Origin of the sequence: Absicoccus intestinalis, from assembly GCF_033971885.1 — a bacterium.
In the GTDB taxonomy this organism is placed as follows: Bacteria; Bacillota_I; Bacilli_A; order Erysipelotrichales; family Erysipelotrichaceae; genus Absicoccus; species Absicoccus intestinalis.
Genome location: NZ_JALBUS010000005.1, coordinates 122486 through 148741, shown reverse-complemented (window position 1 = coordinate 148741; position 26256 = coordinate 122486). Strand labels below are relative to the sequence as shown.

25 protein-coding genes are annotated in these 26256 nt (G+C 38.7%); 20 read left to right on the top strand and 5 right to left on the bottom strand.

The annotated features are described in order from the left end of the window. Both MOZ64_RS05060 and MOZ64_RS05055 read left to right on the top strand, forming a co-directional pair. Positions 1–428: FAD-dependent oxidoreductase (locus MOZ64_RS05060; RefSeq protein WP_320325502.1), on the top strand; the 428-nt coding region annotated here is incomplete at its 5' end. Positions 429–449: 21 nt separating this feature from the next. Beyond that, entirely contained in the window at positions 450–1421 is a 972-nt protein-coding gene (locus MOZ64_RS05055; RefSeq protein WP_320325501.1) for a Gfo/Idh/MocA family protein, read from the top strand. Between the two features lie 11 nt (positions 1422–1432). On the opposite strand, the gene MOZ64_RS05050 is transcribed toward MOZ64_RS05055, so the two are convergent. Both MOZ64_RS05050 and MOZ64_RS05045 read right to left on the bottom strand, forming a co-directional pair. Beyond that, on the bottom strand, positions 1433–1978 hold the full coding sequence (locus MOZ64_RS05050) for an ECF transporter S component (RefSeq protein WP_320325500.1): 546 nt from the start codon (positions 1976–1978) through the stop codon (positions 1433–1435). After that, positions 1965–2894, bottom strand: coding sequence for a nucleoside hydrolase (locus tag MOZ64_RS05045; RefSeq protein ID WP_320325499.1), 930 nt, complete (start codon positions 2892–2894; stop codon positions 1965–1967). Before MOZ64_RS05045 ends, MOZ64_RS05050 begins: the two co-directional genes overlap by 14 nt. Positions 2895–3105: 211 nt before the next feature. Between MOZ64_RS05045 and MOZ64_RS05040 the strand changes: the two genes are divergently transcribed. Beyond that, a complete protein-coding gene (locus MOZ64_RS05040) occupies positions 3106–4002 on the top strand; it encodes a class I mannose-6-phosphate isomerase (RefSeq protein ID WP_320325498.1) in 897 nt (298 codons plus the stop codon). Positions 4003–4017: 15 nt separating this feature from the next. Here the strand turns inward: MOZ64_RS05040 and MOZ64_RS05035 are convergent, their stop codons facing one another. After that, positions 4018–4971 (bottom strand): sugar-binding transcriptional regulator, encoded by a 954-nt coding sequence (locus MOZ64_RS05035; protein ID WP_320325497.1) that lies wholly within the window; start codon positions 4969–4971, stop codon positions 4018–4020. Positions 4972–5059: 88 nt separating this feature from the next. Next, positions 5060–6736 (bottom strand): RpiB/LacA/LacB family sugar-phosphate isomerase, encoded by a 1677-nt coding sequence (locus MOZ64_RS05030; RefSeq protein ID WP_320325496.1) that lies wholly within the window; start codon positions 6734–6736, stop codon positions 5060–5062. Positions 6737–7143: 407 nt separating this feature from the next. On the opposite strand from MOZ64_RS05030, the gene MOZ64_RS05025 reads away from it, so the two are divergent. The 13 genes from MOZ64_RS05025 (at position 7144) to MOZ64_RS04965 (ending at position 21184) form a co-directional block, all read left to right on the top strand. Further along, a complete protein-coding gene (locus MOZ64_RS05025) occupies positions 7144–7641 on the top strand; it encodes a PTS sugar transporter subunit IIB (RefSeq protein WP_320325495.1) in 498 nt (165 codons plus the stop codon). Positions 7642–7663: 22 nt separating this feature from the next. Then, positions 7664–9301: a PTS system mannose/fructose/sorbose family transporter subunit IID gene (locus MOZ64_RS05020; RefSeq protein WP_320325494.1), complete on the top strand. Its 1638-nt coding sequence runs from the start codon at positions 7664–7666 to the stop codon at positions 9299–9301. A 385-nt stretch (positions 9302–9686) separates the two neighbouring features. Beyond that, positions 9687–10142: a PTS sugar transporter subunit IIA gene (locus MOZ64_RS05015; protein ID WP_320325493.1), complete on the top strand. Its 456-nt coding sequence runs from the start codon at positions 9687–9689 to the stop codon at positions 10140–10142. Between the two features lie 66 nt (positions 10143–10208). After that, a complete protein-coding gene (locus tag MOZ64_RS05010) occupies positions 10209–11174 on the top strand; it encodes a sugar-binding transcriptional regulator (RefSeq protein ID WP_320325492.1) in 966 nt (321 codons plus the stop codon). A gap of 5 nt (positions 11175–11179) precedes the next feature. Then, the gene (locus MOZ64_RS05005) at positions 11180–12157 is read left to right on the top strand and encodes an alpha/beta hydrolase (protein WP_320325491.1); all 978 of its coding nucleotides are present in this window, start codon (positions 11180–11182) and stop codon (positions 12155–12157) included. 399 nt (positions 12158–12556) lie between these two features. Then, positions 12557–13951, top strand: a complete 1395-nt coding sequence (locus MOZ64_RS05000) for a PTS mannitol transporter subunit IIBC (protein ID WP_320325490.1) — start codon at positions 12557–12559, stop codon at positions 13949–13951. A gap of 19 nt (positions 13952–13970) precedes the next feature. Then, a complete protein-coding gene (locus tag MOZ64_RS04995) occupies positions 13971–16061 on the top strand; it encodes a BglG family transcription antiterminator (protein ID WP_320325489.1) in 2091 nt (696 codons plus the stop codon). After that, positions 16058–16486 carry a PTS mannitol transporter subunit IIA gene (locus MOZ64_RS04990; protein ID WP_320325488.1) on the top strand — a complete coding sequence of 143 codons (429 nt, stop codon included), beginning with the start codon at positions 16058–16060 and terminating at the stop codon, positions 16484–16486. The genes MOZ64_RS04995 and MOZ64_RS04990 overlap by 4 nt, the downstream gene beginning before the upstream one ends. Before the next feature lie 20 nt (positions 16487–16506). Beyond that, complete coding sequence (locus MOZ64_RS04985; protein ID WP_320325487.1) at positions 16507–17667, top strand: mannitol-1-phosphate 5-dehydrogenase; 1161 nt, start codon at positions 16507–16509, stop codon at positions 17665–17667. A 76-nt stretch (positions 17668–17743) separates the two neighbouring features. Beyond that, a complete protein-coding gene (pfkB, locus tag MOZ64_RS04980) occupies positions 17744–18643 on the top strand; it encodes a 1-phosphofructokinase (RefSeq protein WP_320325486.1) in 900 nt (299 codons plus the stop codon). A gap of 11 nt (positions 18644–18654) precedes the next feature. Continuing rightward, positions 18655–19332, top strand: coding sequence for a 3'-5' exonuclease (locus MOZ64_RS04975; protein WP_320325485.1), 678 nt, complete (start codon positions 18655–18657; stop codon positions 19330–19332). A 209-nt stretch (positions 19333–19541) separates the two neighbouring features. Then, positions 19542–20684, top strand: a complete 1143-nt coding sequence (locus MOZ64_RS04970) for an acyl-CoA dehydrogenase family protein (protein ID WP_320325484.1) — start codon at positions 19542–19544, stop codon at positions 20682–20684. Positions 20685–20704: 20 nt separating this feature from the next. After that, positions 20705–21184 (top strand): electron transfer flavoprotein subunit alpha/FixB family protein, encoded by a 480-nt coding sequence (locus tag MOZ64_RS04965; protein ID WP_320325483.1) that lies wholly within the window; start codon positions 20705–20707, stop codon positions 21182–21184. A 52-nt stretch (positions 21185–21236) separates the two neighbouring features. Here the strand turns inward: MOZ64_RS04965 and MOZ64_RS04960 are convergent, their stop codons facing one another. Next, positions 21237–22109, bottom strand: coding sequence for a MerR family transcriptional regulator (locus MOZ64_RS04960; RefSeq protein ID WP_320325482.1), 873 nt, complete (start codon positions 22107–22109; stop codon positions 21237–21239). Positions 22110–22579: 470 nt separating this feature from the next. Here MOZ64_RS04960 and MOZ64_RS04955 point away from each other — a divergent pair, with 470 nt between their 5' ends. The 4 genes from MOZ64_RS04955 to hydA all read left to right on the top strand — a co-directional run bounded on the left by MOZ64_RS04955 (position 22580) and on the right by hydA (position 26233). Beyond that, positions 22580–23770, top strand: coding sequence for a CaiB/BaiF CoA transferase family protein (locus tag MOZ64_RS04955; protein ID WP_320325481.1), 1191 nt, complete (start codon positions 22580–22582; stop codon positions 23768–23770). 111 nt (positions 23771–23881) lie between these two features. Continuing rightward, positions 23882–24361 carry a hypothetical protein gene (locus tag MOZ64_RS04950; protein ID WP_320325480.1) on the top strand — a complete coding sequence of 160 codons (480 nt, stop codon included), beginning with the start codon at positions 23882–23884 and terminating at the stop codon, positions 24359–24361. A 57-nt stretch (positions 24362–24418) separates the two neighbouring features. After that, the gene (locus tag MOZ64_RS04945) at positions 24419–24760 is read left to right on the top strand and encodes a hotdog fold domain-containing protein (RefSeq protein ID WP_320325479.1); all 342 of its coding nucleotides are present in this window, start codon (positions 24419–24421) and stop codon (positions 24758–24760) included. Positions 24761–24865: 105 nt separating this feature from the next. Next, positions 24866–26233, top strand: a complete 1368-nt coding sequence (hydA, locus tag MOZ64_RS04940; protein ID WP_320325478.1) for a dihydropyrimidinase — start codon at positions 24866–24868, stop codon at positions 26231–26233. The last annotated feature ends 23 nt before the right edge of the window (positions 26234–26256 follow it).

Here is a 26256-nt window from a genome sequence, read left to right as displayed (position 1 = left end):
GTAAAGAAGAAGTGGAACATGCCCAAGAAGAAGGTATCATCTTTGATTTGTTGAACAATCCAGTCGAAGTACTGGGTGATGAGAATGGCTGGGTATCGCATGTGAAATGTATCCGTATGGAACTGGGTGAACCGGATGAATCCGGCCGAAGAAGACCGGTACCGATCGAAGACAGTGAATTTGAGATCGAAGCCGATTGCATGATCATGGCCATTGGTACCAGTCCGAATCCATTGATTCGTTCCACAACGGCAGGATTGGAAGCCAATCGAAAAGGATGTCTGGTCGTGGATGAAAATTTGATGACGACCAAGAAAGGTGTCTATGCTGGTGGAGATGCAGTCACAGGGGCTGCCACTGTCATCAGTGCAATGGGGGCTGGCAAACATGCGGCTGCTTCCATTGATGCGTATTTTTGTATAAAATAAAAGTAGAAAAGAGGAACATCTATGAATCGGATAAAGTATAATTGGGCTACTTTAGGCGTCGGTGTAATTGGGCATCAATTAGCGGATGCGATGCATCAGTTGGGTGGTAATTTGTATGCGGTGGGTAATCGTACCCATGAAAAGGCGGTCAAATTTGCACAAGAATATGGTATTGAGAAAGTATATGATGATCCGGAAGAAATGTTTATGGATCCCAATGTGGATGTGATCTATATTTCTACGCCACATAATACGCATATTCAATATTTACGCCAGGCTCTTTCTCATGGAAAACATGTATTATGTGAAAAATCAATTACCTTAAATAGTGAAGAACTATCTGAGGCGGTTGAACTTGCACAAAAGAATCATGTTGTATTGGCAGAAGCAATGACGATTTATCATATGCCCATCTATCGGAAATTGAATGCGATCAAAGATAGTTTAGGGCCTTTGCGTCTGATCCAGATGAATTTTGGGTCTTATAAAGACTACAATATGAAAAATCGCTTTTTTAATAAGAATTTAGCGGGTGGTGCCATGTTGGATATTGGTGTCTATGCGTTATCTTTTGTGCGTTGGTTTATGCAGTCTTGTCCGGATCAGATCCAAAGTCAAGTCAAATTTGCGCCCACTGGGGTCGATGAACAAGCGGGAATTTTATTGATGAACAAAGAACAAGAGATGGCAACCGTTATATTGTCCTTACATGCCAAACAACCAAAACGGGGAACCATCGTGTTTGATAAAGGATATGTTACTATGTATGACTATCCAAGAGGAGATAAAGCCGTGATCACGTATACCGAGGATGGCCATGAAGAAACTATCGAAGCAGGGCATACGACAGATGCTTTATCATATGAAGTATTGGATATGGAAAGGGCCATCGATGGAGATGATCAAATGCATCTTGACTATACGATCGATGTCATGCAGATGATGACAAAGATTCGTCAAGATTGGCATCTTACGTATCCAGAAGAAGAATAAAAAAATACGGTTTAGTCCGTATTTTTTAGTTTCAATAATATGCGATCGGGCATTTGTTTGATGACTATTTTCACAAGGCTCAAGCCAAGGGTGCGATCGCAATAGTCGGTAAGGATTTGAACGATAAAACAAGCAGGGGTCAAGCCGATAAATTTGGCGAGGATCTGTACGAATACGGTCGATCCACTCGAGGTGATACCGCCGAATAAGATGGCGGTAATACAAGCACTCACCAAAGAAGTAGGTAAAGTGATCCATAAGGCTGTCAAAAAAACGTTATTGGTGCGATGAAAGAGCAAGCCGGCCAATAAGCCTAATAAGATACCAACGGGAGCATAGTAGAGGGAATAGACATCACCTAACATCCACATAGCGACACCGCTCAAAGCGTTGGGGAGCATACCATAGATGGGGCCGCATATAGCTGCAATGAAGAAAGTCCCAATGCTGTCAAGATAGATGGGTAAATGCAACAGAAGCGCAATTTGTCCTCCGATGATATTGATGACGATCGCAAAAGCGATGGTACAAATATGATAGGTACTAATGTTTTTCATAATTGATCACTCGACTTTCAAATTCCGTAAAAAAGCGGGCTACATCCACTTGGGTCAGGATCTTGGCATTGGCTGGTTTGTGATAAAAATCATAGGCATCGACAACGCTTTCACCACGAGTAATGCCATCGGTTTCAATGTCGGTATAGGCTTCAAAACCAGAACAGAGAGTTGGATCGATCGCATAGGCAACTGCTAATGGATCATTGATGATACATCCTTTTATATGTTCTTGGTGCCAATGGAAGGAAAAATAAAATTGGGTGATCTGACGAATAAAGTCGGTCACTTTTTTATTTATCTTTTCCCATGTATCCAGCATTTCGGGAGTCAATACAATTTGTCGCGTCACGTCTAAGCCAATCATATGGATCTTTTGGGCATGGGCATAGACGATTTTGGCTGCTTCTGGATCTTCCCAATAATTGTATTCACTGACAGGGGAACAATTGCCATGCGCTTGATAGGTGCCGCCCATCGAAACCAAAGTGTCGATGGCATCAAAAGCTGATGGATCTTGGTCAATGAGCTGGGCCAAATTGGTCATAGGGCCAATCGCAATAACGGTACAGGGTTCTTGTTTTAATGTTTTGGATAAAAATTCGATCGCATGAATTTTTTGTTCATAGCCTGGGACCGCCTCTAGAAAGCTTTCTCCTAAGCCGTCGGCACCATGGATATCTAAGGCATGAACAGGCGGCTTTTTTAAAGGTTTTGTCGCTCCTTTATAAATGGGGATATCCAATCGATCCATGAATTTTAGAATTTTTTTGGTGTTGTCAAACCCCATCTCTACAGGGGTATTGCCACATACGATCGTGATGCCAATGACTTCGATTTCCGGACTACTTAAGGCCAACATCAAAGCTAAGCCATCATCAATGCCTGGATCACAATCAATGATTACTTTTCTCATATTCGCTCCTAACTAAAAAAAGTACCAAGTCATAGACGGGTACTTTTTTTCAACATAAAAAGTGTTGCCTATGATTATACTGGGAGGTCAATCAAAACCAGTTGTCTTTTTTGTACAAAAAATTGGAATCTTTTGTATGAAGAGTGTAACCCATTTTTAGAAAAGATACAATATTTATGAAAGATATAATAATAGAAATGAGGAAGTAGATATGTATATCTTAAAGCCAATTTCAATGGATAAAATTTGGGGTGATGAGCGTCTACAAGCGTATGGAGCTACAAGTAAACACACGGGAATTGTTTATTCTTGTGCGGCAATTGAAGGAATTGATAATCCAATCGGACAGACAACATTGCGATCGTTGATCCAAAAGGATCCAGCTGCTTTTGGTTTATTGCCAAACGAAGAATATCCGATCATGGTTAGTTTTGATGCGGCTAAATTCGATGTCAGCATCCAAGTGCATCCAACCGATGGATTTGCCCAGGACCATGAAAATAAGCCGTATGGAAAGTGTGAGGCTTGGTATTTTATTGAAGCGCCCAAAGAGGGATGGGTCTATGCAGAAAATGTCGAAGGAACAAAAGAGTCGATTCAAGCAGCCATTGAAAAGAAAGATTTTCATCACGTATTAAAGAAATATCCTGTAAAAACCAATGACTTGTTGTTTACGCCAGCAGGTACTGTCCATGCTTTGACGCATGGTGCTTTGATTTATGAGATCCAACAATCGACGAATATTACCTATCGTTTGTACGATCATGATCGAAAAGATGCAAAAGGAAACAAGCGTGAGTTACATATTGAAAAAGCGTTAGCGACCATGATTCCAACAAACAAAGAAATCAAACAAACCTTTTCTACAGGGCGACATGCTGCATTCTATGCTTTTGATCTGATTCATAAACATGTGCAAGATCGTGTTTCCAATCCGAGTGAAATAGCAGCCGTTTGCACGATCTTATCGGGCCGTATTCTGGTGGATAATACTTTGGTTGAACCAGGAACAAGTCTTTTATTGATGCCAAAAGAAACGATTTCGATCGATGGGCATGCGGATTGTATCTTGGCTACGCCAAATCCGTATTGGCGAGAAATGGAGTAAAAAAGATGGCGGATCTTAGGATTCGCCATCGATGAGTTTTTGAGCACAAGTTATGTCGGTGATCAAAACATTGATGTATTTTCCGGCAATGGCACCTTTGATGGCATTGGCTTTTTTTATGCCACCACCAATGCCAATGGAAAGAGGAACTTTTCTTAGCTTGTGAATATTGACACCGACCACATTGTTATAGGATTTATAGGGGGCGGTTTTGCCTTCGATATCATAAAACTGCATGTTTACTTCACCAGCTACCTTTTTGTTTAATAGTTCTTCAACTTCGTTTTCTTTATAGTTACCCGTCGCCATGATCGAAGATTCTTTTTCGTTGGGATAACCAATACCAACGATCGCAATATCCAAATGATTGCCATAGGTCAATACCGAGGCAATGCTTTCTTCTTTCAGTAGGCCTTGCTGCAGCTGACGATTGGCTACACGGGCCGGAGCAAGCAAGGATATGGCTTGCCCACTCAATCGATCAGCCATGACATGAGCCAAAGAATTGGAGTGAAGATTGTTGGCAACGGTTCCTTGTCCGCCAATCAAAGGAACAATGGTGACGTCTTTTTGAATGGGTTGCATAGCTTCAATCATATAATAAAGCGTACTTCCCATGGAAATGCCAATGGTATCTTGATCTTTGATGTTGTAGTGAAGATATTGACAAGCGGTTTTTCCTAAAGATTGTTTCAAAGCTTCCGAAGTTGGTTGTTGGTCAACGATGATGACTTCTTTCAAATCAAATTTTTTCTGTAATTCATTTTCTAGATCCCAATGATGAATCAAATCTAAATTCCGAATATGAATGTCAACAATACCAAGGTCTTGTGCTGATTTCAACATGCGAATCACGATGGGACGAGAAATTTGCAGTTGTTTGGCAATATCTTGTTTATTGATGCCTTGGTTATAATACATATCGCTAATTTTTGTCATCAAGCGAATATCATCTACCACTTTTTTCATGCGGACACTTCCTTTTTAAAGAAATTATACGAAATTATCGAATATCAAACAATAAAAAAAGGAGAGTTGAACTCTCCTCTACGATTGATCAAGCAGAAATCGATTCGTTTTCGTAATTGATGATGCGTTGTACTTTTGGCATGGAACGACTATTTGTATCAAAAGTACAAGATAAATATTCTTTCACTAATTCTTTGGCCAAGTTGATGCCAATGATCTGACTTCCCATTGTAATGATGTTGGCGTTGTTCGACAATTCGGCACGTTGGGCTTGATACACATCATGGATACATGCAGCATAAGCGCCTTTCACTTTATTGGCAGCAATGGATACACCAATTCCCGTTCCACATAATAAGATGCCACGATCACAAGTATGATTAGCCACATCTTTGGCTACTTTGAAGGCTACGTTGGCATAGATGGGATCATCACTGCCATAATCGACAACGTCATATCCCAGTTCTTTTGTGAATTCCATTAATTCTTTCTTAAAAGTCGTGGCATTCGGGTCACATCCAAAAGCAATTTTCATCTTTCTTTCCTCCTTATTAAATAATGATGAATAATCGATATTTTCTGCATTGCCATAAATTTCTTCGGTTAATACATCGGCAATGATTTCTAAGCGTCCATGATCTTTGGCGAATTGTAAGATGGAGTAGCGAGGCCGTACTTTATAGCCTTCCAAAATGCTACGATGGAACAAATCTTTTTCAATTCCAATCTCTTTTGGTGAAGTAGGAGCCCCGCCTTTTTTCAATAAAGCTCGGATTTCTTCAGGAGAAGCACACCAATCCATTACTCCAGCCGGTAAGATATCTTCACATAATTCAAAAATACGAGCAATAACTGGTGTTGCGACACCGACTTGAATGCCATGATGATTGGGATTCAAGCCCCGAGCGATGAAATCCATTTCCCAATAATGGGACAACATATGTTCAGCTCCAGAGGCGGGGCGAGAAATATTGACAAGGCCCATGGCAACACCACTGATGGTCAAAGCCTCCATTAAATTTCCTAAAGCTTCGGGATCGCGTTTTGGCAAGCCTTCTACGCTAGAGAAACATTTATCGAGCGCTTTATCGACCAATTGGACACAAGTGTCACAGCGGTCATCGCCATTGGCTTTGACGGCTAGATCCCAATCGGTCAATGCGGTGATCTTGCCAACTACATCGCCAAAACCCGCTTGGATCAAATCTTGGGGTGCGGTTTTTAAGATGTCGGTATCACCAATCAAACCATAGGTCAAATGGGCAAGAGGAGAATATTTGTAGCCATGGGAAATGATTGGGGCTCCATCCGCTACATATCCATCCATGGAAGGTGCAGTGGCTACAATGATGTATGGTAATTTGGTACGAGAAGTAACAAATTTGCAAGAATCGTTGATTACACCGGATCCGACACCAATCACCAGTTTGCAGTCCAGATCTTCTTCTTGTACGATACGTCCTAATGTTTTTTCATCAGGCAAAAGAATATCGTCGCCAACATCAAATAATAATTCTTTAACATGTTTGAAGCCGTTTGCTTTTAATAATTCGACCGCTTTTTTACCAGCTACTTCGTAGGTGTTGTTGTCAAATACGACCAAGATCGAAGAATCTTTGAAAGGAGCTGCTATTTTTGGTAGATCATTGATGGCTCCTTTTTTAATGTCGATGTCATGGACAGGGAATGTATGATGTTTCCCACATGAACAATCAAAGTCCAAATCAACCATTTCACTGATATCCATTTTTAGAATGTCTTTCATAACGAACCCTCCTTGAGATAAATGAAATGTATTTTTATTTCTGTATCATTTTTACGATTTCATTATATGTAGGGATATTTAATAAGTCAATATAAAAATGCGATAATATTAACAATAAATTATAAAAGATGTTAAAAATAACGCAAAAAAGCAATTAATAATTGTATATTATTACAAAAGTAATTATAAACGTATATTAAAAACGGAAATAAATATAATTATATATATTTTCAAAATAAAATATATAATGATTTTATTTATATAATTAGGTCGGTGTGAAAATATTTGCGTTATAAAGAAAAAAAGACTCTTTTTTATATTGACAACCAGATTAGGAAGTGAGTACAATAACACTGGTTAAAGAACATATTTGCAAATATAGGAAAAAATGACCATAAGGAGGTAACATGGCAAAAAAATTAGCAGTACGTGTCGATGATCGATTGATTCATGGACAAGTTGTTACTCAATGGGTAAAAGTATTTGATGCTCAAAAGATTGTTGTGATTGATAATGCCGTAGCAAAAGATAAGATGCAAAAAAATATTTTGAAGTTTGCGGCTCCATCCGATTTGAAAGTGAATATTTACTCGGTTGATAAAGCTGTTGAAGTTTGGAATAAGAATAAATTTGGTCCCTATAATGTTTTTGTGTTGTTCCGTGATGTTAAACAAATCAAAGAATGCCAAGAAAAAGGCTTGGTTTTTGAGGAAGTGTCTATTGGACAAATGGCTATCATCAATGATCGAAAACAAGTCTATAAACAACTTGGTTTGGATCAATCTGAAGCCCAAACGTTGTTGGATCTGGAAAAATCAGGGATGAAATTGTATTTTCAGATGCAACCAACCGATAAGAAAGAATCTTTGACGATCTTAAAGAAAACATTCCCAGATTTAAAGTGAAGATGATAAAGGAGAAGAGAAAATGACAATTACATTCGTGCAAGCTATATTACTGGGCTTCTTTTGTGGATTTGCGAAATGTTGTATGCCATACACACCAGGCGCCTTCATGTACAATACCGTTATTTTTAATGCTGTGATTGTTGGCGCTGTGATGGGGAACATGCAACAAGCCATGATGATTGGAGCAACCATTCAATTAATTTATTTAGGTGTCATTGCGGCTGGTGGAAATCAACCATCAGATCCATGTCTGGCCGCTTATATTGCGATTCCTATTGCGATTGCTTCGAATTTGAATACCAATGCAGCCATCGCCTTAGCCGTGCCTGTGGCTTTGTTAGGCGTACAAATTTCCAATTTAGTGTATTTATGGAATGGCTTTTTTGCTGAAAAAGCCGATTCCAAAGCCGAAGATGGTGATACCAGCGGCATATTCACTTGGGGTGTGATGATTCCAGGTATTATTCGTTGGGCTGTATTTGGCGTGTTGGTCTTCTTGGCTTTATATTTTGGTTCAGGAACTATGAAACAAATCTTAAATAGCATTCCAAATTGGTTAAGCAATGGCTTAACAGCAATGGGAGCTTGTTTGCCAGCTGTTGGTTTTGCGATCATTGCTAATTTAATTGGAAAGAAAAAATATATTCCCTTTTTCTTGGCCGGTTTTTTCCTTGTACAATACTCTAAGATGGGTACGATGCCCTTGCTATTGATTGGCTTATTCTTAGTCTTCTTATATTTGACCTTTACGAAAAATGAATATCTACGTACTGTCGATGAAGAGGATGACGACGAAGAAGAGGAAGACGAGCAAAACGAAGAGTTAACACCATCTACACAGATGCTAACGAATAAAGATCTCTTAAAAGCATGGACCAAATGGTGGGTATTTGCCGAAGTTGGTCATAGTTTTGAACGAATGCAAGCACCTATGTTTGCTTCAGCAATGGCAGGCCCTTTACATAAATTCTATCCCAAAAAAGAAGATAAACCAAAATTGATCGAAGCATTAAAACGTCATATGACCTTTTTTAATACAGAAGCTCATTGGGGTGGTGGTCCTATTTTGGGATTGTCTTTGGCTATGGAAGAAAAGAAATCTCAAAGTTATGATGCCATTCCAGGAGAAACTATTGTCAATTTGAAAACAGGTTTGATGGGTCCACTAGCAGGTATTGGTGATACCATTTCATGGTCTACTTTGATGTATTTATTTATTGGCCTATTCTTGCCATTGGCAAAAAAAGGAAATCCATTAGGTGGCATTGGCCCAATTGTTTGTTTGAGTGTGATCTGCTTTGCGATTGGTTATATCTTAACAAAAAAATGTTATACATATGGCTATTCGTTTGCAGAAAATATGTTACGTTCTGGTTTGGTCAATGTTATCATTGCTGGAGCTAGTATTCTTGGTTTATTCATGATGGGTGGATTGACTTCCACATACGTTACTGTTAACACACCTCTAAAAATCGTAACGGGTACCTACTCGACATCTGTACAATCCATTTTCGATTCTATTTTACCCGGTATCTTACCATTGATCGTTGTTAGTTTATTATGGAAGATGTTATCCAAGGATCGCAATTACTTTAAAGCGACCATTATAACGACGTTAATCTCTCTAGCACTGGGTTGTTTAGGAATTATTGCTTAATGAATTGGGATCTTTAGAAAGATCCCAATTTTCACAAAAAAGTGCAAAAGGCATCAATGAAATTTGGACCATGATGTACAAAATTTCAATCATCAAATATACATATGTATCGGCTTCTTTACAAAACTGAAAAGCAGCGAATCCAAATCTGTTTTTATGCAATATAACACTATATCCATCATGGGCCATGGTGTATATAGCTTAGGTTGGTCCATTTGAAAGATGCGAAGAAGCAACGAAAAGATATCACCTGGATGGACATTAGAGAAAGTTTGCTCGGTCATGATGGGTGAATTTTAGGGACATCGTAGGGTGGATATCGATTTTGAGACGGTATCAAGCAAAATATAGAAAAGAATATTGCCTAATATTGAGGAGGAAGAAAATGAAAATTTATCAAAGTGAAACAACGGATCCAGTTATTCCTGGTTTAATTTTATGTAGTCATGGTCCCTTTGCCATTGGCTTATTGCAATCCTTAGAAATGCTGGCTGGACATGCATCCAATTTAAGTGCATTTTCCTTAGAACCTGGCGATGATGTCAATGTGTATCGACAAGCCATTGTTTCTCAGTTAGAAGCCTATCCAGAAGGAAGCATCGTTTTTGTTGATTTATTTGGTGGTACACCTTGTAACCAAATGCTGCAATATGTACAAGAATCAGGCCAAATGATCGAAATTGTTACAGGTATGAATTTGCCTGTATTATTGAGTGCAGTCATCATGCGCAAAACATTAAAGGGAAGCGACTTGTCCGTATCTTTGATTGCCGATGGGAAGCAAAGTGTGGATCGAATCGATATGAAGAAGTTCCTTTTTGATGAGGAAGATGATGACTGATTTTTATATTCATTTTATTAATAGTATCTTATACTTAATTATATGAATCGTTTAGAAAGAAAAGATATGATGAAAGAAGAGAATTTTATTATTCGTGTGGTGGAAATGCATTATAAACAAGGCTTATCGCAACAGCAAATTTCCGAAAAATTAAATATTTCAAGAACCACCGTTTCCCGTGCATTAACAAAAGCCAAAGATATAGGAATCATAGAAATCAAAATCAATTATCCTGTGGGTACCGGAAATGATCTGGAAGCACAACTGGAAAAGAAATATGGCTTAAAAGAAGTAATTATTGCTTATTCCAATCAAGAAGATCGGTTAGCTGATGAAATTGCCAAGAATGCTTCAGATTTTTTAGTGCGTCAAATCAAGAATCCAATGAAAATTGCTTTAACACGAGGATCGACGATGCAACAAATGACAGAAGCTTTGGCTCAAAATCCACGTATAAAATTTTTAGAAACAGATCAAGTGGTCATATTGCCATCCGAAGGATCAACTAATATCTCACTGACATTTCCAAAAAAGAAACGTATGATGTATTCCAATTTCATTGTAGAAGAAGTTGCGCGGATATTAGATGCGAATAGTTATAATTTCTTGTGTCCATTATATGTTTCAAAGAAAACGAGAGAGGCTTTGTTGGAAGAACCAAGCATCATGGATCTTATAAATCAACTTCAACAAGCTGATTTGTCGATGATGGGAATTGGTAATTTGGAATCGGATTCAACCTTGATTCAATCGGGATATGTGTCAAAAGAAACATTTCAAGAATTAAAAAATCAAGGCGGTCAAGCTGAATTTATGTCGCATGTGATTGATAAATATGGGCAGTTGGTTTCCCAAGACTATGATTCTCAAATCATGAGTTTAAGTTTGGATGACTTAGTAAAAATTCCCATACGAGCTGGTGTTGCCTATGGAAAACAGAAGCATGAAGCGATTCGCGCGGTATTGGCAGGAAAATATATCAATGTCTTGATTACCGATGCGCAAACCGCTCGTTATCTATTAGGAGAATGAAATACATGAAGAAGATCATTAAACCAAAATTAGAAGAAACAAGAGCCCATGCTTTCGAAAAGAAAGTTTATGAGCGTGAGTTGCCAAAGATCATTCACGAGGATTTTTATGATCGATATGATCCAGACCCTAGTGAGGTATCGGTATTGGGAGCTCGAAGTACCCTAGCAATGGGTGAGGATATTTCCTCTGTTCCTATAGATATTCTAGATCGTAATATTTGGGTTAGCGATCATTATGTTCCTGTACGTATGTATCAAACGGCAGGCGATAAGAAAAATGTGATTTATTATATTCATGGTGGTGGTTTTCTTTCGGGGACCATCGCATCCAAAGATGCGCAATGCAAATACATGGCACAAACAAGTGAGGCAACGGTGATTTCCATTGGATATCGCTTATCGCCGGAAACGATGTTTCCAGGTGCCATTGAAGATTGTATGGGCATTTTAGATTGGATCCAGACATTAGGTTATGACCATATCTGTATCATGGGGGATAGTGCAGGAGGCAATTTAGCCACTTGTTGTATGGCTCAAGATACAAAGCATGCCATTGATTATGGCATCTTGATCTATGCTGCCTTGGATGTAGCAACTTATGATGAGACAGAATACCATTGGAATTATGATTTCTATGAAATGGCGGATACACAGAAAGATCGTATCATGAATCGTTTATATCGGTTTCGAAATCTTTCGATGGATATGAAAAAAATGTATGTACCGAAGCAGAAAGATGTAAAAGATCCAAATATATCGCCTTTATATATAGAAGATCTTTCCCATTTCCCACCAGTATTGATGATTGAGGCCGAATTTGATTACTATCGCATTTGTAATGAGATTTTTGAAAAACGATTGCCTAAAGTAGAAGTTCTTTATTATGAAGGGCTAGATCATGGCTTTTTTGATCGCATTGGTCAATTGGAACAAGCCAAAGATTGTATTGATGAGATTGCTAAGCGAGTTAATAATATATAAATATGTCTATATAATTTATAATAAGTAAATATAAATATATTATTAAAATTTCAAATGGTTTATAATGATTGAAGAGAAATCTATATCGATAAATGAGCTGAAGCATGGAAAGGATCCGGCTTTCCATATGAAGTCTATACAATAATAATAGAATGACTTCATTCATACATAAAACCACAAAAAGAAGGGAGGAAAAAAATTCAAGTTTTATGTATTCAAAAGAGAAATTATGCTTTATATAAAGCATAATTCAACTATTTAGTTTTGTCACTTTTAAAAATGACAAATTCAAAATTCTAAAGATTGGAAAACGCTTTCAGCTTTTTTATAATGAACCTGTAATTCAAGAGAGGATTCCGGAAACAAAAAACTTGAATACAGATAGGGAGAAAAAGATATATGAAATCAAAAATTCAATCATTCGGACGCTTCCTTAGTGCAATGGTCATGCCGAATATTGGGGCTTTCATTGCTTGGGGATTAATTACTGCTTTATTTATTGATACAGGATGGATGCCTAATAAACAATTAAGCACAATGGTCGGCCCATTCTTATCTTATGTCTTACCATTATTGATTGCGTACCAAGGTGGTAAATTGGTTGCTGGTGATCGTGGAGCGGTCATGGGTGCCATTGCTTGTATTGGTGTTATCATGGGTGAACCTCAATATACAATGTTGATGGGCGCCATGATCGTTGGTCCTCTGGGTGGTTGGATCATCAAAAAATTTGACAAGGCTGTAGATGGTCATATCAAGCCTGGATTTGAGATGTTGGTCAATAACTTCTCGATTGGTATCCTTGGTATGTTGCTTGCGATTGTTGGTTTCTTCTTGATTGGTCCATTCATGGGTGCGATCTTAGCGTTCTTAAATGGTGGCGTCAATATTTTGGTGCAACATGGCTTGTTACCATTGGTATCCATTTTCGTAGAACCAGCCAAAGTCTTGTTCTTGAACAATGCGATCAACCACGGTATCTTTACACCATTAGGTGGTGAACAAGTTCAATCACTTGGTAAGTCCATCTTCTTTATGATTGAAACCAATCCAGGTCCTGGTACCGGTGTCTTATTAGCGTATTGGTTATTCTCAAAAGATGAAACAACCAAATCCAGTGCACCCGGTGCTTTGATCATCCATTTATTGGGTGGTATCCATGAAATTTCTTTCCCATATATTTTGATGAATCCATTGTTGTTATTGGCAACAATTGGTGGAAGCATGAGTGCCATGATCTACAATGTTGCTTTTAATCTAGGATTGTCAGGACCTGCTTCGCCAGGAAGTATCATTGCTTTTGTGGGTATGGCACCAAAAGGAAGTACCTTTGCTGTCTTGCTAAGTGCAGTCATTGCAGCGGGAGTATCTTTCTTGATCGCAAGTCCAATCGTTCGTATGTCCAATGGCAAGGGCCAAAGCTTAGAAGAAGCCAGTGCACAAATGGCTGATATGAAAGCGGAATCCAAAGGACAAACAACCAAATCAACTACAGTTGATTTGGCCAAAGTTACAAAGATCGTCTTTGCTTGTGATGCAGGTATGGGATCTAGTGCCATGGGAGCTGCTGTATTGAAGAAAAAACTGCAGGCAGCTGGCTTGACGGATATTGATGTCCAACATGCTTCGGTATCGGAAGTACCAGCAGGAACACAAGTGGTTGTATGTCATAAAGATCTGGCCGAACGTGCTAAGGAAAGTGCACCAAATGCTCGTTTGATCACGATCACAAACTTTATGGCTGCACCAGAATATGATCAATTGGTCAATGAGATCAAAGAAGTCAGAGGTTAGTAGATAAAGGAGAGTTGGTATGAATTTTTCACCGCGATCACAAAAAATTGTATCCATCCTTTTGGACAGTTCGGATCCCGTTAAAGAGCAAGCTCTGGCTGATACATTGAGCTTAAGCAAACGTACGATCCAACGAGAACTGGAAGCAGTTAATTATGGTTTGCGTTCCTACCATCTTTCTTTAGTACGAAAAAAACGGATAGGCGTTCAAATTCAAGGAAGTAGCGAAGACAAACAAACACTTCAAAATGAATTAAAAGCAGATCAAGAAATTGATTTTACCAATATTGAAGAGCGTCGTCGCTACTTATTGTTGGAATTATTAAGAGATCGAACGCCACAAAAATTAATTACATTTGCCGATCGTCTGGGTGTGAGTGAAGCAACCATTGCCAGTGATTTGGAATCTTTACAAGATTGGGTGAACCAAAATCATTTGGAAATCATTCGACGCCCAGGCTATGGCATCGTTCTAGAAGGAAAAGAAATCGATTATCGCGAAGCGGTCAATCGATTCATCAACGAAAATAGTGATGGTTTTTATTCACTCGATCGATTTCAACGACGGGAATTGTTTGAAAAATCTTTTTCAAGTCCATCCAAAGCAGGCATCTTATCTTTGTTGAATCAAGATACGATCCTAAAGGTGATGGATACTTTAGATACAATGGACGAACCGTATTTTAAACAAATGACGGATAATGCTTATGTTGCATTGGTCATTCATATTGCGATCAGTATTGATCGCATTCAAAAAGGTGGTATTGCCGAACCGAAAAAAGGGTTAAATACGGATGAAAAAGATTTGGCATCGTTACAATTAGCCAAGAATATCCATAAAGCGATGGAAAAGGCTTTTCAAATCAAAATTCCTCAAGTTGAAATTTCTTATTTGCAGGTACATATCCAAGGATCTAAAAAAGATTATTCCACAACCATGATGGTGGATGAATATTTGGATCAGGTTGATGATCAACAAATTCAAATGGTTCATCGTATGATTGAACGATTTGATCCAAAATATCAATACGACCTAGAACAAGATGATATTTTTGTACGAGGTTTATTGATTCATCTTCAACCCGTATTGATTCGACTCCAAAATCATTTGAATATTTTTAATCCATTATTAAAAGATATAAAAGATCAATATCCTGAAGTCTTTGCGAAATGTAAAGATGCAGCTAAGGTCATTACGGAAGAAACGGGCTATTCCATCCAAGATGAAGAAATTGGATACTTGGCCATGCATTTTGGTGCAGCTTTGGAGCGTTTACAAGAAAAGAAAACATATACTCGTATTGTTCGTATTGGTGTGGTTTGTGCCAGTGGATTTGGCTTAGCCCGTTTGATGCAAACCAATTTACGAATGATCTTGCCAGATACAGTAGAATTGGTTCCTTTGGGAACCAATGATATGGATCAAGCATCCGACATTGATTTTTTCGTATCGACCTTTGAATTCAAGCATCCACATATGGATTCGGTTCATGTGAATCCTTTATTGAGTGAAGAAGATATACATCATATTCGAAAAAAAATTGAAGAGTATTCTCATGAATATAAAGAAACATCCATTCAAAAAGGCATGGGACAAGATATGGATCAAATTGCCTCTACAGCCATAGCTATCAAAGAAATATTAGCGAATTATCGACAATTTGTGGTACCTGCGGATATTCGGTTTGATCAACTTGTGGAACAATTGAGCAATGAGATGATGGGTGATCCAAAAACCATTGCGGCTAAGATCATCAAGCGTGAAAAGTTGAGTTCTCAAGTTATTCCAGAACTAGAAATCTGTTTGTTGCATTGTCGTACACAAAGTGTTTCTAAACCTATATTTTGGGTTTGTCAATCGCAGACCGGACAATTTCAACATACGAGTTTATCGCCATCCAAAGCGGTTGTATGGATGATTGCACCAGAAAACGAATACATCCAGGTTCATTTGGATGTGTTAGGTGCCATCAGCAGTGCCTTAGTTTCTTGGAAATCTTTCTTGCATACGATACAAACGGGTACACAAGCTGATATTTTGATGGAATTGGAACGTATTCTACAAAATTATTTTTATCAAGTCATTGATCAGAAAAGGAGAACACTATGAGTGATATTTTAATCAAAGAAAACATTTTGACCCATTGTAAAAGCGAACCAAAAGAAGAAATTGTTAAAAAATTAGGGGAAATGTTGAACAAGAGTGGTTATACCACACCGGCTTATACCGAAGCTATGCTACAAAAAGAAAAAGTATTTAATACCCATATCGGTTTTGGTTTGGCCATTCCTCATGGTGTAGAGGGATCCAATGCTGAAGTAATCAAATCGGGTATTGCGATCATGACTTTCCCTCAAGGTATTCAATGGGGTGATCAAGGAACGGTAAAATTGGTGGTTGGCATTGCCGGAAAAGGTGATGAGCACATGGATATTTTAAGTAATATTGCGATGAATTGTTCTTCGGAAGAGGCCGTGGAAGCCATTGCGGAAGCGGATGTGGATAGTATTTATTCATTATTTACAGGAAAATAAAAAGGGAGGATTGGATACATATGGAAACAGCCGTACATTTTGGTGCAGGAAAAATTGGACGTGGATTTATTGCTGAATTGTTACATGATACAGGGTATCGTGTCGTGTTTGTTGATGTTGTCGATGCATTGGTCGATTTGATCAATAAAGATCATGAATATTATTTATTCCAGATCGAAAATAATTATAAAGAAAAGAAGATCGATCATATCGAAGCTCTTTCTTCCATCAAAGAGCCAGAGAAAGTCATTGCTGAAATCAATCATGCGAAGGTCGTTACCACATCGGTCATGGCTACAAACTTACCAAAGATTGCACCAATCTTGGCAAAAGGTTTGAAATCTCGTGTCGGACAAGGCAAAGAAAAAGCGGTTGTCATGGCTTGTGAAAATGCCATGCATGGTACCGATATTTTAGTCAAAGCGATGATTGATTCTGGTGAAATTACCCAAGCCGAATTGGATGAAGTTGGTGTTTATCCAAATACAGCTGTAGACCGTATGGTTTTCGATGGCGAACATAATGGACATAAAGGTATTGATATTGGTGTCAACTATGAACTAGCCATTGAAAAAGATAAATTGGTCAATCCAGATGATGAACCAATCAAAGGAGCCGAATATACAAGTGATCTAGATCGTCATCTACAAAGAAAGATCTATATGATCAATTGCGGTCATGCGATTTCTGCTTATATTGGTTATGCCAATGGAAAAGATATTGTCCAAGATGTATTAAATGATCCAGAATTGGTCAAAGAAGTACGGGCAGCCGTTATGGAAAGTGCAGCCGCTCTAGAAAAAGAATATGGATTCTCCCACGAATCTTTAGTGGATTATTGTGAAAACATGTTCATCAAGCGTTTTGGAAATCCAAAAACACATGATGAAGGGGCTCGCGTAGGTCGAGAACCCATTCGTAAGATTTCTTACAACGATCGTATCATGGGTCCTGCCAATATGTGTGAAAAATATGGTTTGGATAATTCAGCCTTGTTGAAGGGAGTTGCCTATGCTTTGCATTTCTATAATAAAGACGATGCCCAAGCGGTTGAGTTACAAAACTACATCAAAGAAAATGGTGTAGAAGCAGCTGTCGAAAAATATGTTGGTTTAAAACCATCGGATCGTATGTTTAAAGTCATTGTTGATGACTACAATGCCATTACAGTCAATCGATAAATAGGATGTGGCGTTCTTATCCTTGTGATAGGAACGCTTTTTTATATTATAATGAATAAAAACAGGAGATTCTTTTATGATTTATACAGTAACCTTAAATCCAGCTTTGGATTATGTCATTCAAGTGGATCATTTTCAAGCTGGACAAATCAATCGAACCAAAGAAGAACATATGTATTATGGTGGGAAAGGCATCAATGTTTCAAATATTCTTGCTGAATTAGGCTATACATCAACTGCCCTAGGTTTTGTGGCGGGTTTTACCGGTGAAGAGTTAGAACATGGATTACAAAAGATGGGCGTGCATACGGATTTTGTACATGTAGAAAAAGGCAGGACACGAATCAATGTTAAGATGAAATCGGATGAAGAAACGGAGATCAATGGGATGGGTCCGCAAGTAACAGCGCTTGATTTTTCGCGTTTATTGGCCAAAGTATCTCAACTCAAAGGGGGAGATTTGATCATTTTGTCGGGAAATATTCCCCAGACCATGGATGCTAATTCGTATCATCGGATCTTAGAGGCTATTACGGCCAATGTTGATATTGTCGTGGATGCGGAAAAAGATTTATTGCTTAAGATCCTATCGTTTCATCCTTTCTTGATCAAACCCAATAACATCGAACTGGGCGATATGTTCCATGTGTCATTAAAGAAAGAGGAAGATATTATTTTCTATGCACGAAAACTACAAACGATGGGGGCACGAAATGTATTGGTCTCAATGGCAGGAGATGGATCGATTTTGGTGGATGAGAGTGGAGAAGTCCACAAATTGGGGGTTGGCAAAGGAACGGTCGTGAATTCGGTTGGTGCTGGTGATTCGATGGTGGCTGGCTTTATTGCGGGATACCTCGATAAAAAAGACTATACCTATGCTCAAAAGTTAGGTACGGCCTGTGGATCGGCTACAGCTTTTCATTCGGGTTTGGCGACGAAAGCACAAATTGATGAGATCTTTCATACATTATAAGGGGATGAATCATGGTGCATATCGTTGTTGATTTGGAAATGAATGCCATTCCAAATCGTTATCAAAAAGAGCGACTCTATGCCAAGATGGAAATTATTCAAATTGGTGCCATTGCTTTGAATGAAACGTATCAAGAAATGGATTCGTATGCGACCTATGTCAAACCACAATATGATGATAAGGTAGAAGATTTTTATACGCATTTGACGGGTATCACCACGCAAATGATTGGACAGGCACCTTGCTTTAAAGATGCCATTCATGCATTCTTTTTATGGATTGAACACTTTGATGGGGAAATTGAAATGGTTTCTTGGTCTATGAGTGATCGTCAACAAATCGTACAAGAAGCTCGTTTAAAGGAATATGCATTTGATACGTTTGAAACCTATGTGCTCGATCAATGGACCGATTTACAACTGGAATTTGATGGTCTTGCATTTATGGATCATCGAACATCTTTGGCCGATGCCTGTCAAGTGGCAGGCTTATCGCTTGAAGGTAAGTTACACAATGGGTTGGATGATGCTAGAAATACCGCCCATTTGCTTCAAATCTTGCGAGATGATGATTTGTTTGAAAAAACATTTGGCAAAGTATATCACTATCAAGAAAAAAGTCGACCGACAACCATTGGCGATGTGATCGACTTTAGTCAATTTAATTTTGATGATTCCCAGAAAAAATAAGTAATTTTTGGTGGCTAACAAGCCATCTTTTTTTAAGAAAGAGAACAATGAAAACTGTCTTCTTACTTGAGGGTTTTTGAATAAATGGAAAAAATACACCAAAAAAAGTAAAAAAATCATATTGACTCTCTTTCGGATAGGTCTTCTATAATTTTTTAAAAGATAACGGATCGAAGATTGCCATCACAGATTGGCAGAAGGAGGTATTTATGATTGACTTTGAATTGACTGATTATCAAAAAGAAATTCAGCAGCGTGCCAGAGAGTTTGCACAGAAGGAATTGCTTCCGACTGTGATAGAACGAGATGTCAATGAGACATATGATATGGGTCTGGTGAAAAAGCTGGGAGAGAGGGGTTTGATCGGCTTACAATTTGATCCCAAATATGGTGGTCATGGAAATGATTACTTGGCATTTGTCCTGGTCGTTGAAGAGCTTTGTAAAGTGGACTCCGCATTTGGAATTTCCTATGCGATTTCTTCTACCTTTACAACGGGCGTGGATACATTTGGCAGTGAAGAGCAGAAGATGCATTGCATGCCAAAGTTGTTTGCTGGCGATAGTCTGGGATGTTTTGCCCTGACAGAACCCGATGCTGGATCGGATGCAGGAAGTGCTAAGACAACGGCTGTAAGAGAGGGAGATCATTTTATCCTGAATGGAAAGAAACATTTTATCACCAATGGGGCGGTTGCCGATTATGCAATGCTAATAGCAAATACAGATCTTTCCAAAGGACCAAAAGGATTGACGGCTTTTTTGGTTGATCTGAAAAAAACACCAGGAATTTCCATTGGACATATTGAGAATAAATGTGGGATCCGTACGGCCAAGGTAGCAGAAATTTTAATTGATAATGCCGTGATTCCAGCTCATCGGATGATTGGTGAAGAAGGAAAGGGATTTAAATACGCATTGACCGCATTGAATGCAGGACGCTTAGGTGTGGCAGCACAGAGCCTTGGTATTGCCGAGGGGGCCTTTGCCATTTGTAAAGATTATATGATGGGAAGAGAACAGTTCGGCAAGCCGATTTATAAGAATCAATATTTGGCATTCCGCATGGCGGATCTTCAGACAGAAATCGACATGTGTAAGTTGTTGCTGTATAAAGGCGTTTGGGAACAGCAGATGGGCAAAAACTTTGCCGTTTCTGCATGCAAGGCAAAACTGGCATGCTCGAACCTAGCGATGAAAGTGACGACAGAGTGTATCCAGAATATGGGTGGTGCCGGTTACATGAGAGAAAATCATCTAGAACGGATGTTCCGAGATGCAAAGATCACGCAAATTTACGAAGGAACGAATGAAATCCAGAGACTGATCATTAGCCGCGATATTTTCGGATAAAGCTTGTGCAAATGAGCTGTATGACAGGTGATTTACAAACGGCAGAAGTGATCTTATGTTGTGGAAGAGGATTGCAAAATAAAAGCAATTTTCATTTAGCACTTCAGGTCGCTGACTGTATTCAAGCACAGATTACCGGAACCAGAGCCGCTGTAGACCTGGGATGGATCCCCGCAAATCGTGAAATTGGTTTATCGGGGGCACGTGTTGCACCACAGCTTTATATTGGATGTGGGGTGTCTGGAACGAATTTTCATATCATTGGGATGAAGCAGGCTAAAAAGATCATAGCGATCAATACAGATCCGTTGGCACCCATCTTTCAGATAGCGGATATTGGAATTGAAGCGGATGTGGGCAAAGTGCTTCTCGCTTTAATGAATACATTTTCGGAAAAGAACCCATTGCATCATCCATCCGTTGATGAACTGCTTACTTTTTTTGTAGACTATCATGCAACCAATTTTGAAAAAATAAGAGGCTCCCTATCGGGCAGATAACAAGTAATCAAACTTGTTCGTCTGGTGGGGAGCATTTTTGTATCTTTAAGATTTATTTTTGATTCTTTTCGATAGGAACAATGATTTTTGTCAGATATAAATTTTCATCATTTGTATCCAGAGGAGAAATGATAAACTCTTCGGAAATCGGACCAATTACGGAATAGCCGTTTTTATTGATCCATTGCAATAGTTTGATATGACTTTGAATGATATCCGTATATTTTCCTAGATGACATAAGGTGGCAGCGAGTTTGCATTCCCAGTTAACAATATGATTGGAGTCAATGTCTGTTTCTGTGGTTACTCCCGCTTCGGGGATCACTTGAATACAAAATTCAACATCGCAGTCTTTCATTAAAAACTGATCGAGTGGATGACAATGATAGATGACAAAAACATTTCCTTTGACAAAGAGATTAGAAGAAAAGGATTCCATCAGAATGTTGTACCATCGATCCAATGAAACTTCGTAATTACAATAGAGTTTCATGGTTTCGCGTTGGCACAGAAGCATTCTTTTCGGAAAGTTTTCTAAACGGATCACATTGGGAATCTCACCCTCATTCAGTTTTCGACCCAATTGGATCTTAGCTAAAAGATCATCACAGATCGAAACGGATTTTTTTAATGTCTGCATGGTATTTTCCAGAGATTTCTTGTGATTCAGCAGTCGTTCTTCATATGACTGAAGATTTGTGTTGGTCAGGATTTCTCTGATTTCATTGATTGAAAAATCAATGTCACGAAGTCTGCGAATGATCATTAGCGTTGTCAGTTGAGACTTGGAATAATAGCGATATTTGCTGTTCGTATCCCGATATTGGGGTTTGAGCAAGTCGATATCGTCGTAATAGCGGATGGTCTGAACAGGAATATGACATTTTTTTGAGGCATCACCAATTGAATAACGCTCCTTTTGCATAAAATCTTCACTCCTTAAGATAATAATATATCGTAAATACATTAAAGTTTATCTATATTTTAATAGAATTGTTGAGAAAGTGTCAACATATCTCAATTGAACTCTCTAGTAACTAGAGAGTTATCTAAACATCACAGAAAAATAATTGAAATGCCAAAAAATAAATATTTGACTCTGTACTTTCTACATAGAATACACTGAATGCAAAGATAAGATTGCTAAGACCGATGAACAAAATTTGAAATATCATGAATCCATGAAACGATGATCATAGACGCTGAACTTCTTCTATTCATTCGGTCAAAGGCTTTCATTAAAAGAAACCATACAAAAAGAGAAATACAAAGGGATCGACCATGCACGAAGATGTATGGGTATGCCTTTTTATACATATTTATCTATATCAAATCAAGACGGATTTCTTTTCTATTCGTCAAAAAATAATCGAATCAAATGAGGAGGAAAATAGAGTGACACAAAAGAAAAAAGCATTGGAAGGGCTAAAGGTCATCGATCTCACATCCGCTTTGAGCGGACCGTTTTGTACGATGATTTTGGCAGATTATGGAGCTGATGTAATCAAAATCGAACCAGTACATGGTGATCAATGCCGTACCTGGGGACCATTTGATAAGAAAAGCGGTGAGAGTGGATTCTTCTGCTATGTGAATCGAAATAAAAAGGGATGTACGCTGAACTTAAAATCAGAAAAAGGTTTGCAGATGTTTTATGATTTGGTTAAAGATGCAGATTTTCTCTGTGAAAATTATAAAGGTGGCGTCACCAAAAAATTGAAGATTGATTATGAAACGATCAAAAAGATCAATCCGAGAATTATCTATGTTTCTGGATCTGGATTTGGCTTGAACAGCCCAATCAGTCATCGTCCTTGTTATGACATCGTTGCCCAAGCCATGGGAGGAATGTTATACCTGACTGGATTTAAGGATCAACCGCCAGTTAAGGTCGGACCATCGGTGGCCGATCATGTATCCGGTATCTATCAGGCATTAGGTGCTTTGGTTGCCCTGCATTACAGGGATCGAACAGGAGAAGGACAGCTTGTCGATGTAGCCATGTTTGATACGATTTTCTCTTTGCTAGAAGCGGCAATTCCTTATTACACCATGAATGGCATCATATCCGAAAGAAATGGAAATATTGACCCATCCATTGCACCGTTTGACGTTTATTCATGTAAGGATGGATATGTGGCACTGGGCGTTGGCAATGAAAGACTTTGGAAAAAATTCTGCCAAACAATTGGAAAACCAGAATTGCTTGAAGATGAGAAATATAAAACCAATGATCTGCGTGTACAAAATTATAAGAGTGGTTTGCAGAACATTATCAGTGATTGGGTAAAGAATTATACCAAGAAAGAGCTGGAAATCATGATGGACGAGGCGGGAATTCCGTGTGGACCGGTAATGAATATAAAAGAAGCCATTGAACATCCACATACAAAAGCCCGAGATATGATTGTCCATGTGAACCATCCGACAGCTGGTGACCTAGCTTTTCAGGGGGTTGTGGCAAAATTGTCTGCCAGCCCGGGAGAAGTTACATTTGCATCTCCCCTTCTTGGTCAGGATAACTGTGAAGTATTCCATTTAACCAAAGAAGAAGAAGCAAAGCTGCAAGAAGAAGGTGTTCTTTAAACGGTATATCAAATTAGTGAAAGGATCTTTACTGCGACAAAATTTTGTCAGCAGTCAAAAATAAATGTTGGTCATTATAAGCATTGATTTAGAAAATGGAGGACAATAAAAATGGCAAGAAAAACATCTTATCTTAGCTACAACATGACAACAGCCGATGCGAACAATCAGGACGGTCTTGTTCCTTTTGGTCGTCAATGGGATTTTATCGGGGACGTAGAAACCGAACAGATGATCTTAAATGACGGGGATGAGTCTTTATGTCTTGGATATCGTGACTGCAAGATTTATGAAAATGCATATGTGGGCGATATGATGGAATATAAGGCAACCATGGTTCATGTCGGAAATACGTCTCGTGATTGTAAAATTGAAGTCTTTAAACTAGCAACGCCTGCCTATCGTGCCGGAAAAACCAATTATAAACCAGGAGATATGGTTTGGTTTGATGAACCAGTTTTGTGTACGGAGGGCATGGTACGTTTGGTCGTAAAGAAACATCTCCAAAGAGGCGAGCAACCAGATGGTCTTGTGAAAGATCCATGGCGAGCAAATGAAGATTTTCCAGAAGATGAAGTTATCGAACTTTAATAGGATAGATAGAGAAAAGGAGCTTTTATTATGGATACAGTTACAATGAGATATAGAATGTCAGATCGAGATGTTTTTTATGGCGGTGGTGTTGTAAATGGAGCAAGAAGCATTACTTTGATGAATGATTGTGCCAACCGAATTATGGCAAAGGTATTTCATAATACAGGACATTGCCTAGAAGTACGTAAAGTTCGTTTGTATGAACCCATTTTTGCGGGGGATTATATGGAATTTATCGCCAGGATCAAACAACAGAAAGGAAAGAAAGCATTGATTGAGGTAAGGGCATTTAAGATCATCCAAGTACCGGAAGATCCACCTTATCCAAGTTCTATCGATGTATTGGAAGATCCACCACTTTGTACAATTTGTCAGTTTATCTACGAAGCAAATTAGATATACAAAAATGAATCACCATGTAGACGACGAAACGTTTTGCGGATTTAGCAGAAGATTCGTCACCTATTAAAAAACAATAATATAAGAAAAGGAGGTACTTACATGGATTTATTGATTAAAGGAGGGACTGTAGTCACAGCATCTGGAAGTTTTCAGGCAGATGTAGCTATCGACAAGGAGAAAATCGTCGCAATCGGAAAAGATCTTCCAGTAGAAGCGGATAGAGTTGAGGATGCAACTGGAATGTTGGTATTGCCGGGTGCAATCGATGTGCATACGCACATGCAAATGCCTTTTGGCGGAACCGTATCGGCAGACAGTTACAAATCGGGAACACGTGCTGCTGTTTGCGGAGGCGTTACAACTATCTTTGATTATCCAGTACAGCATAAGGGCGAGACGATTCTCGGACTAGTCAATTCCAAAAAGGAAATCTTAGAAACCGATGCTTGTAGTGATTATGCATTCCATTGCTGTATCACCGATTTAAACGGTGGTCAAATTTTGGAAGAGATGGAACAAGCAGCCGAAGCGGGAATCACAAGTCTGAAGTGTTTCTTAGTCTATAAAAAAGAAGGTATGATGGTCGATGATGGTATGCTTGCCACACTTCTTCTTCGTGCCAAAGAACTTGGTATGATGATCAATGTGCATGCAGAAAATCCAGATTTGATCGATCTTCGGACAGAGCAATATCTGAAAGAAGGTAAAACGAGTGCCTGGTATCATTATATGAGTCGTCCAGAATTTGTCGCTGCGGAAGCCGATAAGCGCGTGGTTCATTGGGCATCGCATCTGGATACACCGGTTTATATCGTACATATGTCCGATCAAGAGGGATTGGAAGCTTGTGAAAAAGCAAAAATGGATGGAAAGCCGGTTTATGTAGAAACCTGTCCACAGTATTTGGAATTTACTTGTGATGTATATAAACGTCCAGATGGCAGAAACTTTGTATGCTCACCACCAATGAAAGGTGAAGCGAGCAAAGAAGCATTGTGGAAAGCATTGAAAGCCGGATTTATCGATACAGTCGCAACCGATCATTGTCCATTCCAAAGTTATGAAAAGGACTGGGGAAAAGATGATTTTTCAAAGATTCCAAACGGATGTGCAGGTGTAGAAAATCTCTATCCATATATGCTCGATGCAGCCAACACTGGAAAAATTTCATTTGAAAAAGTTGTTGAGGTTTGCGCAACAAATCCAGCGAAGATTTTTGGATGTGAAGACAAAGGAGCGATTGCTGTTGGCAAAGATGCTGACATTGTATTGTATGATCCAAAGAAAGATTTCACGATTTCTGTCAATAATATGCATAGTGACTATGATCATACGATCTGGGAAGGCAAAGAGCTTCATGGATATCCAGTAAAAACATTCCTCCGTGGAAATCTTGTATATGATCATGGAGAATTTGTAGGAAAACCGGGCATGGGCAAATACGTAAAACGTATCCCAAGACGTTAGGAAAGCATTTTTAAAATAGAATC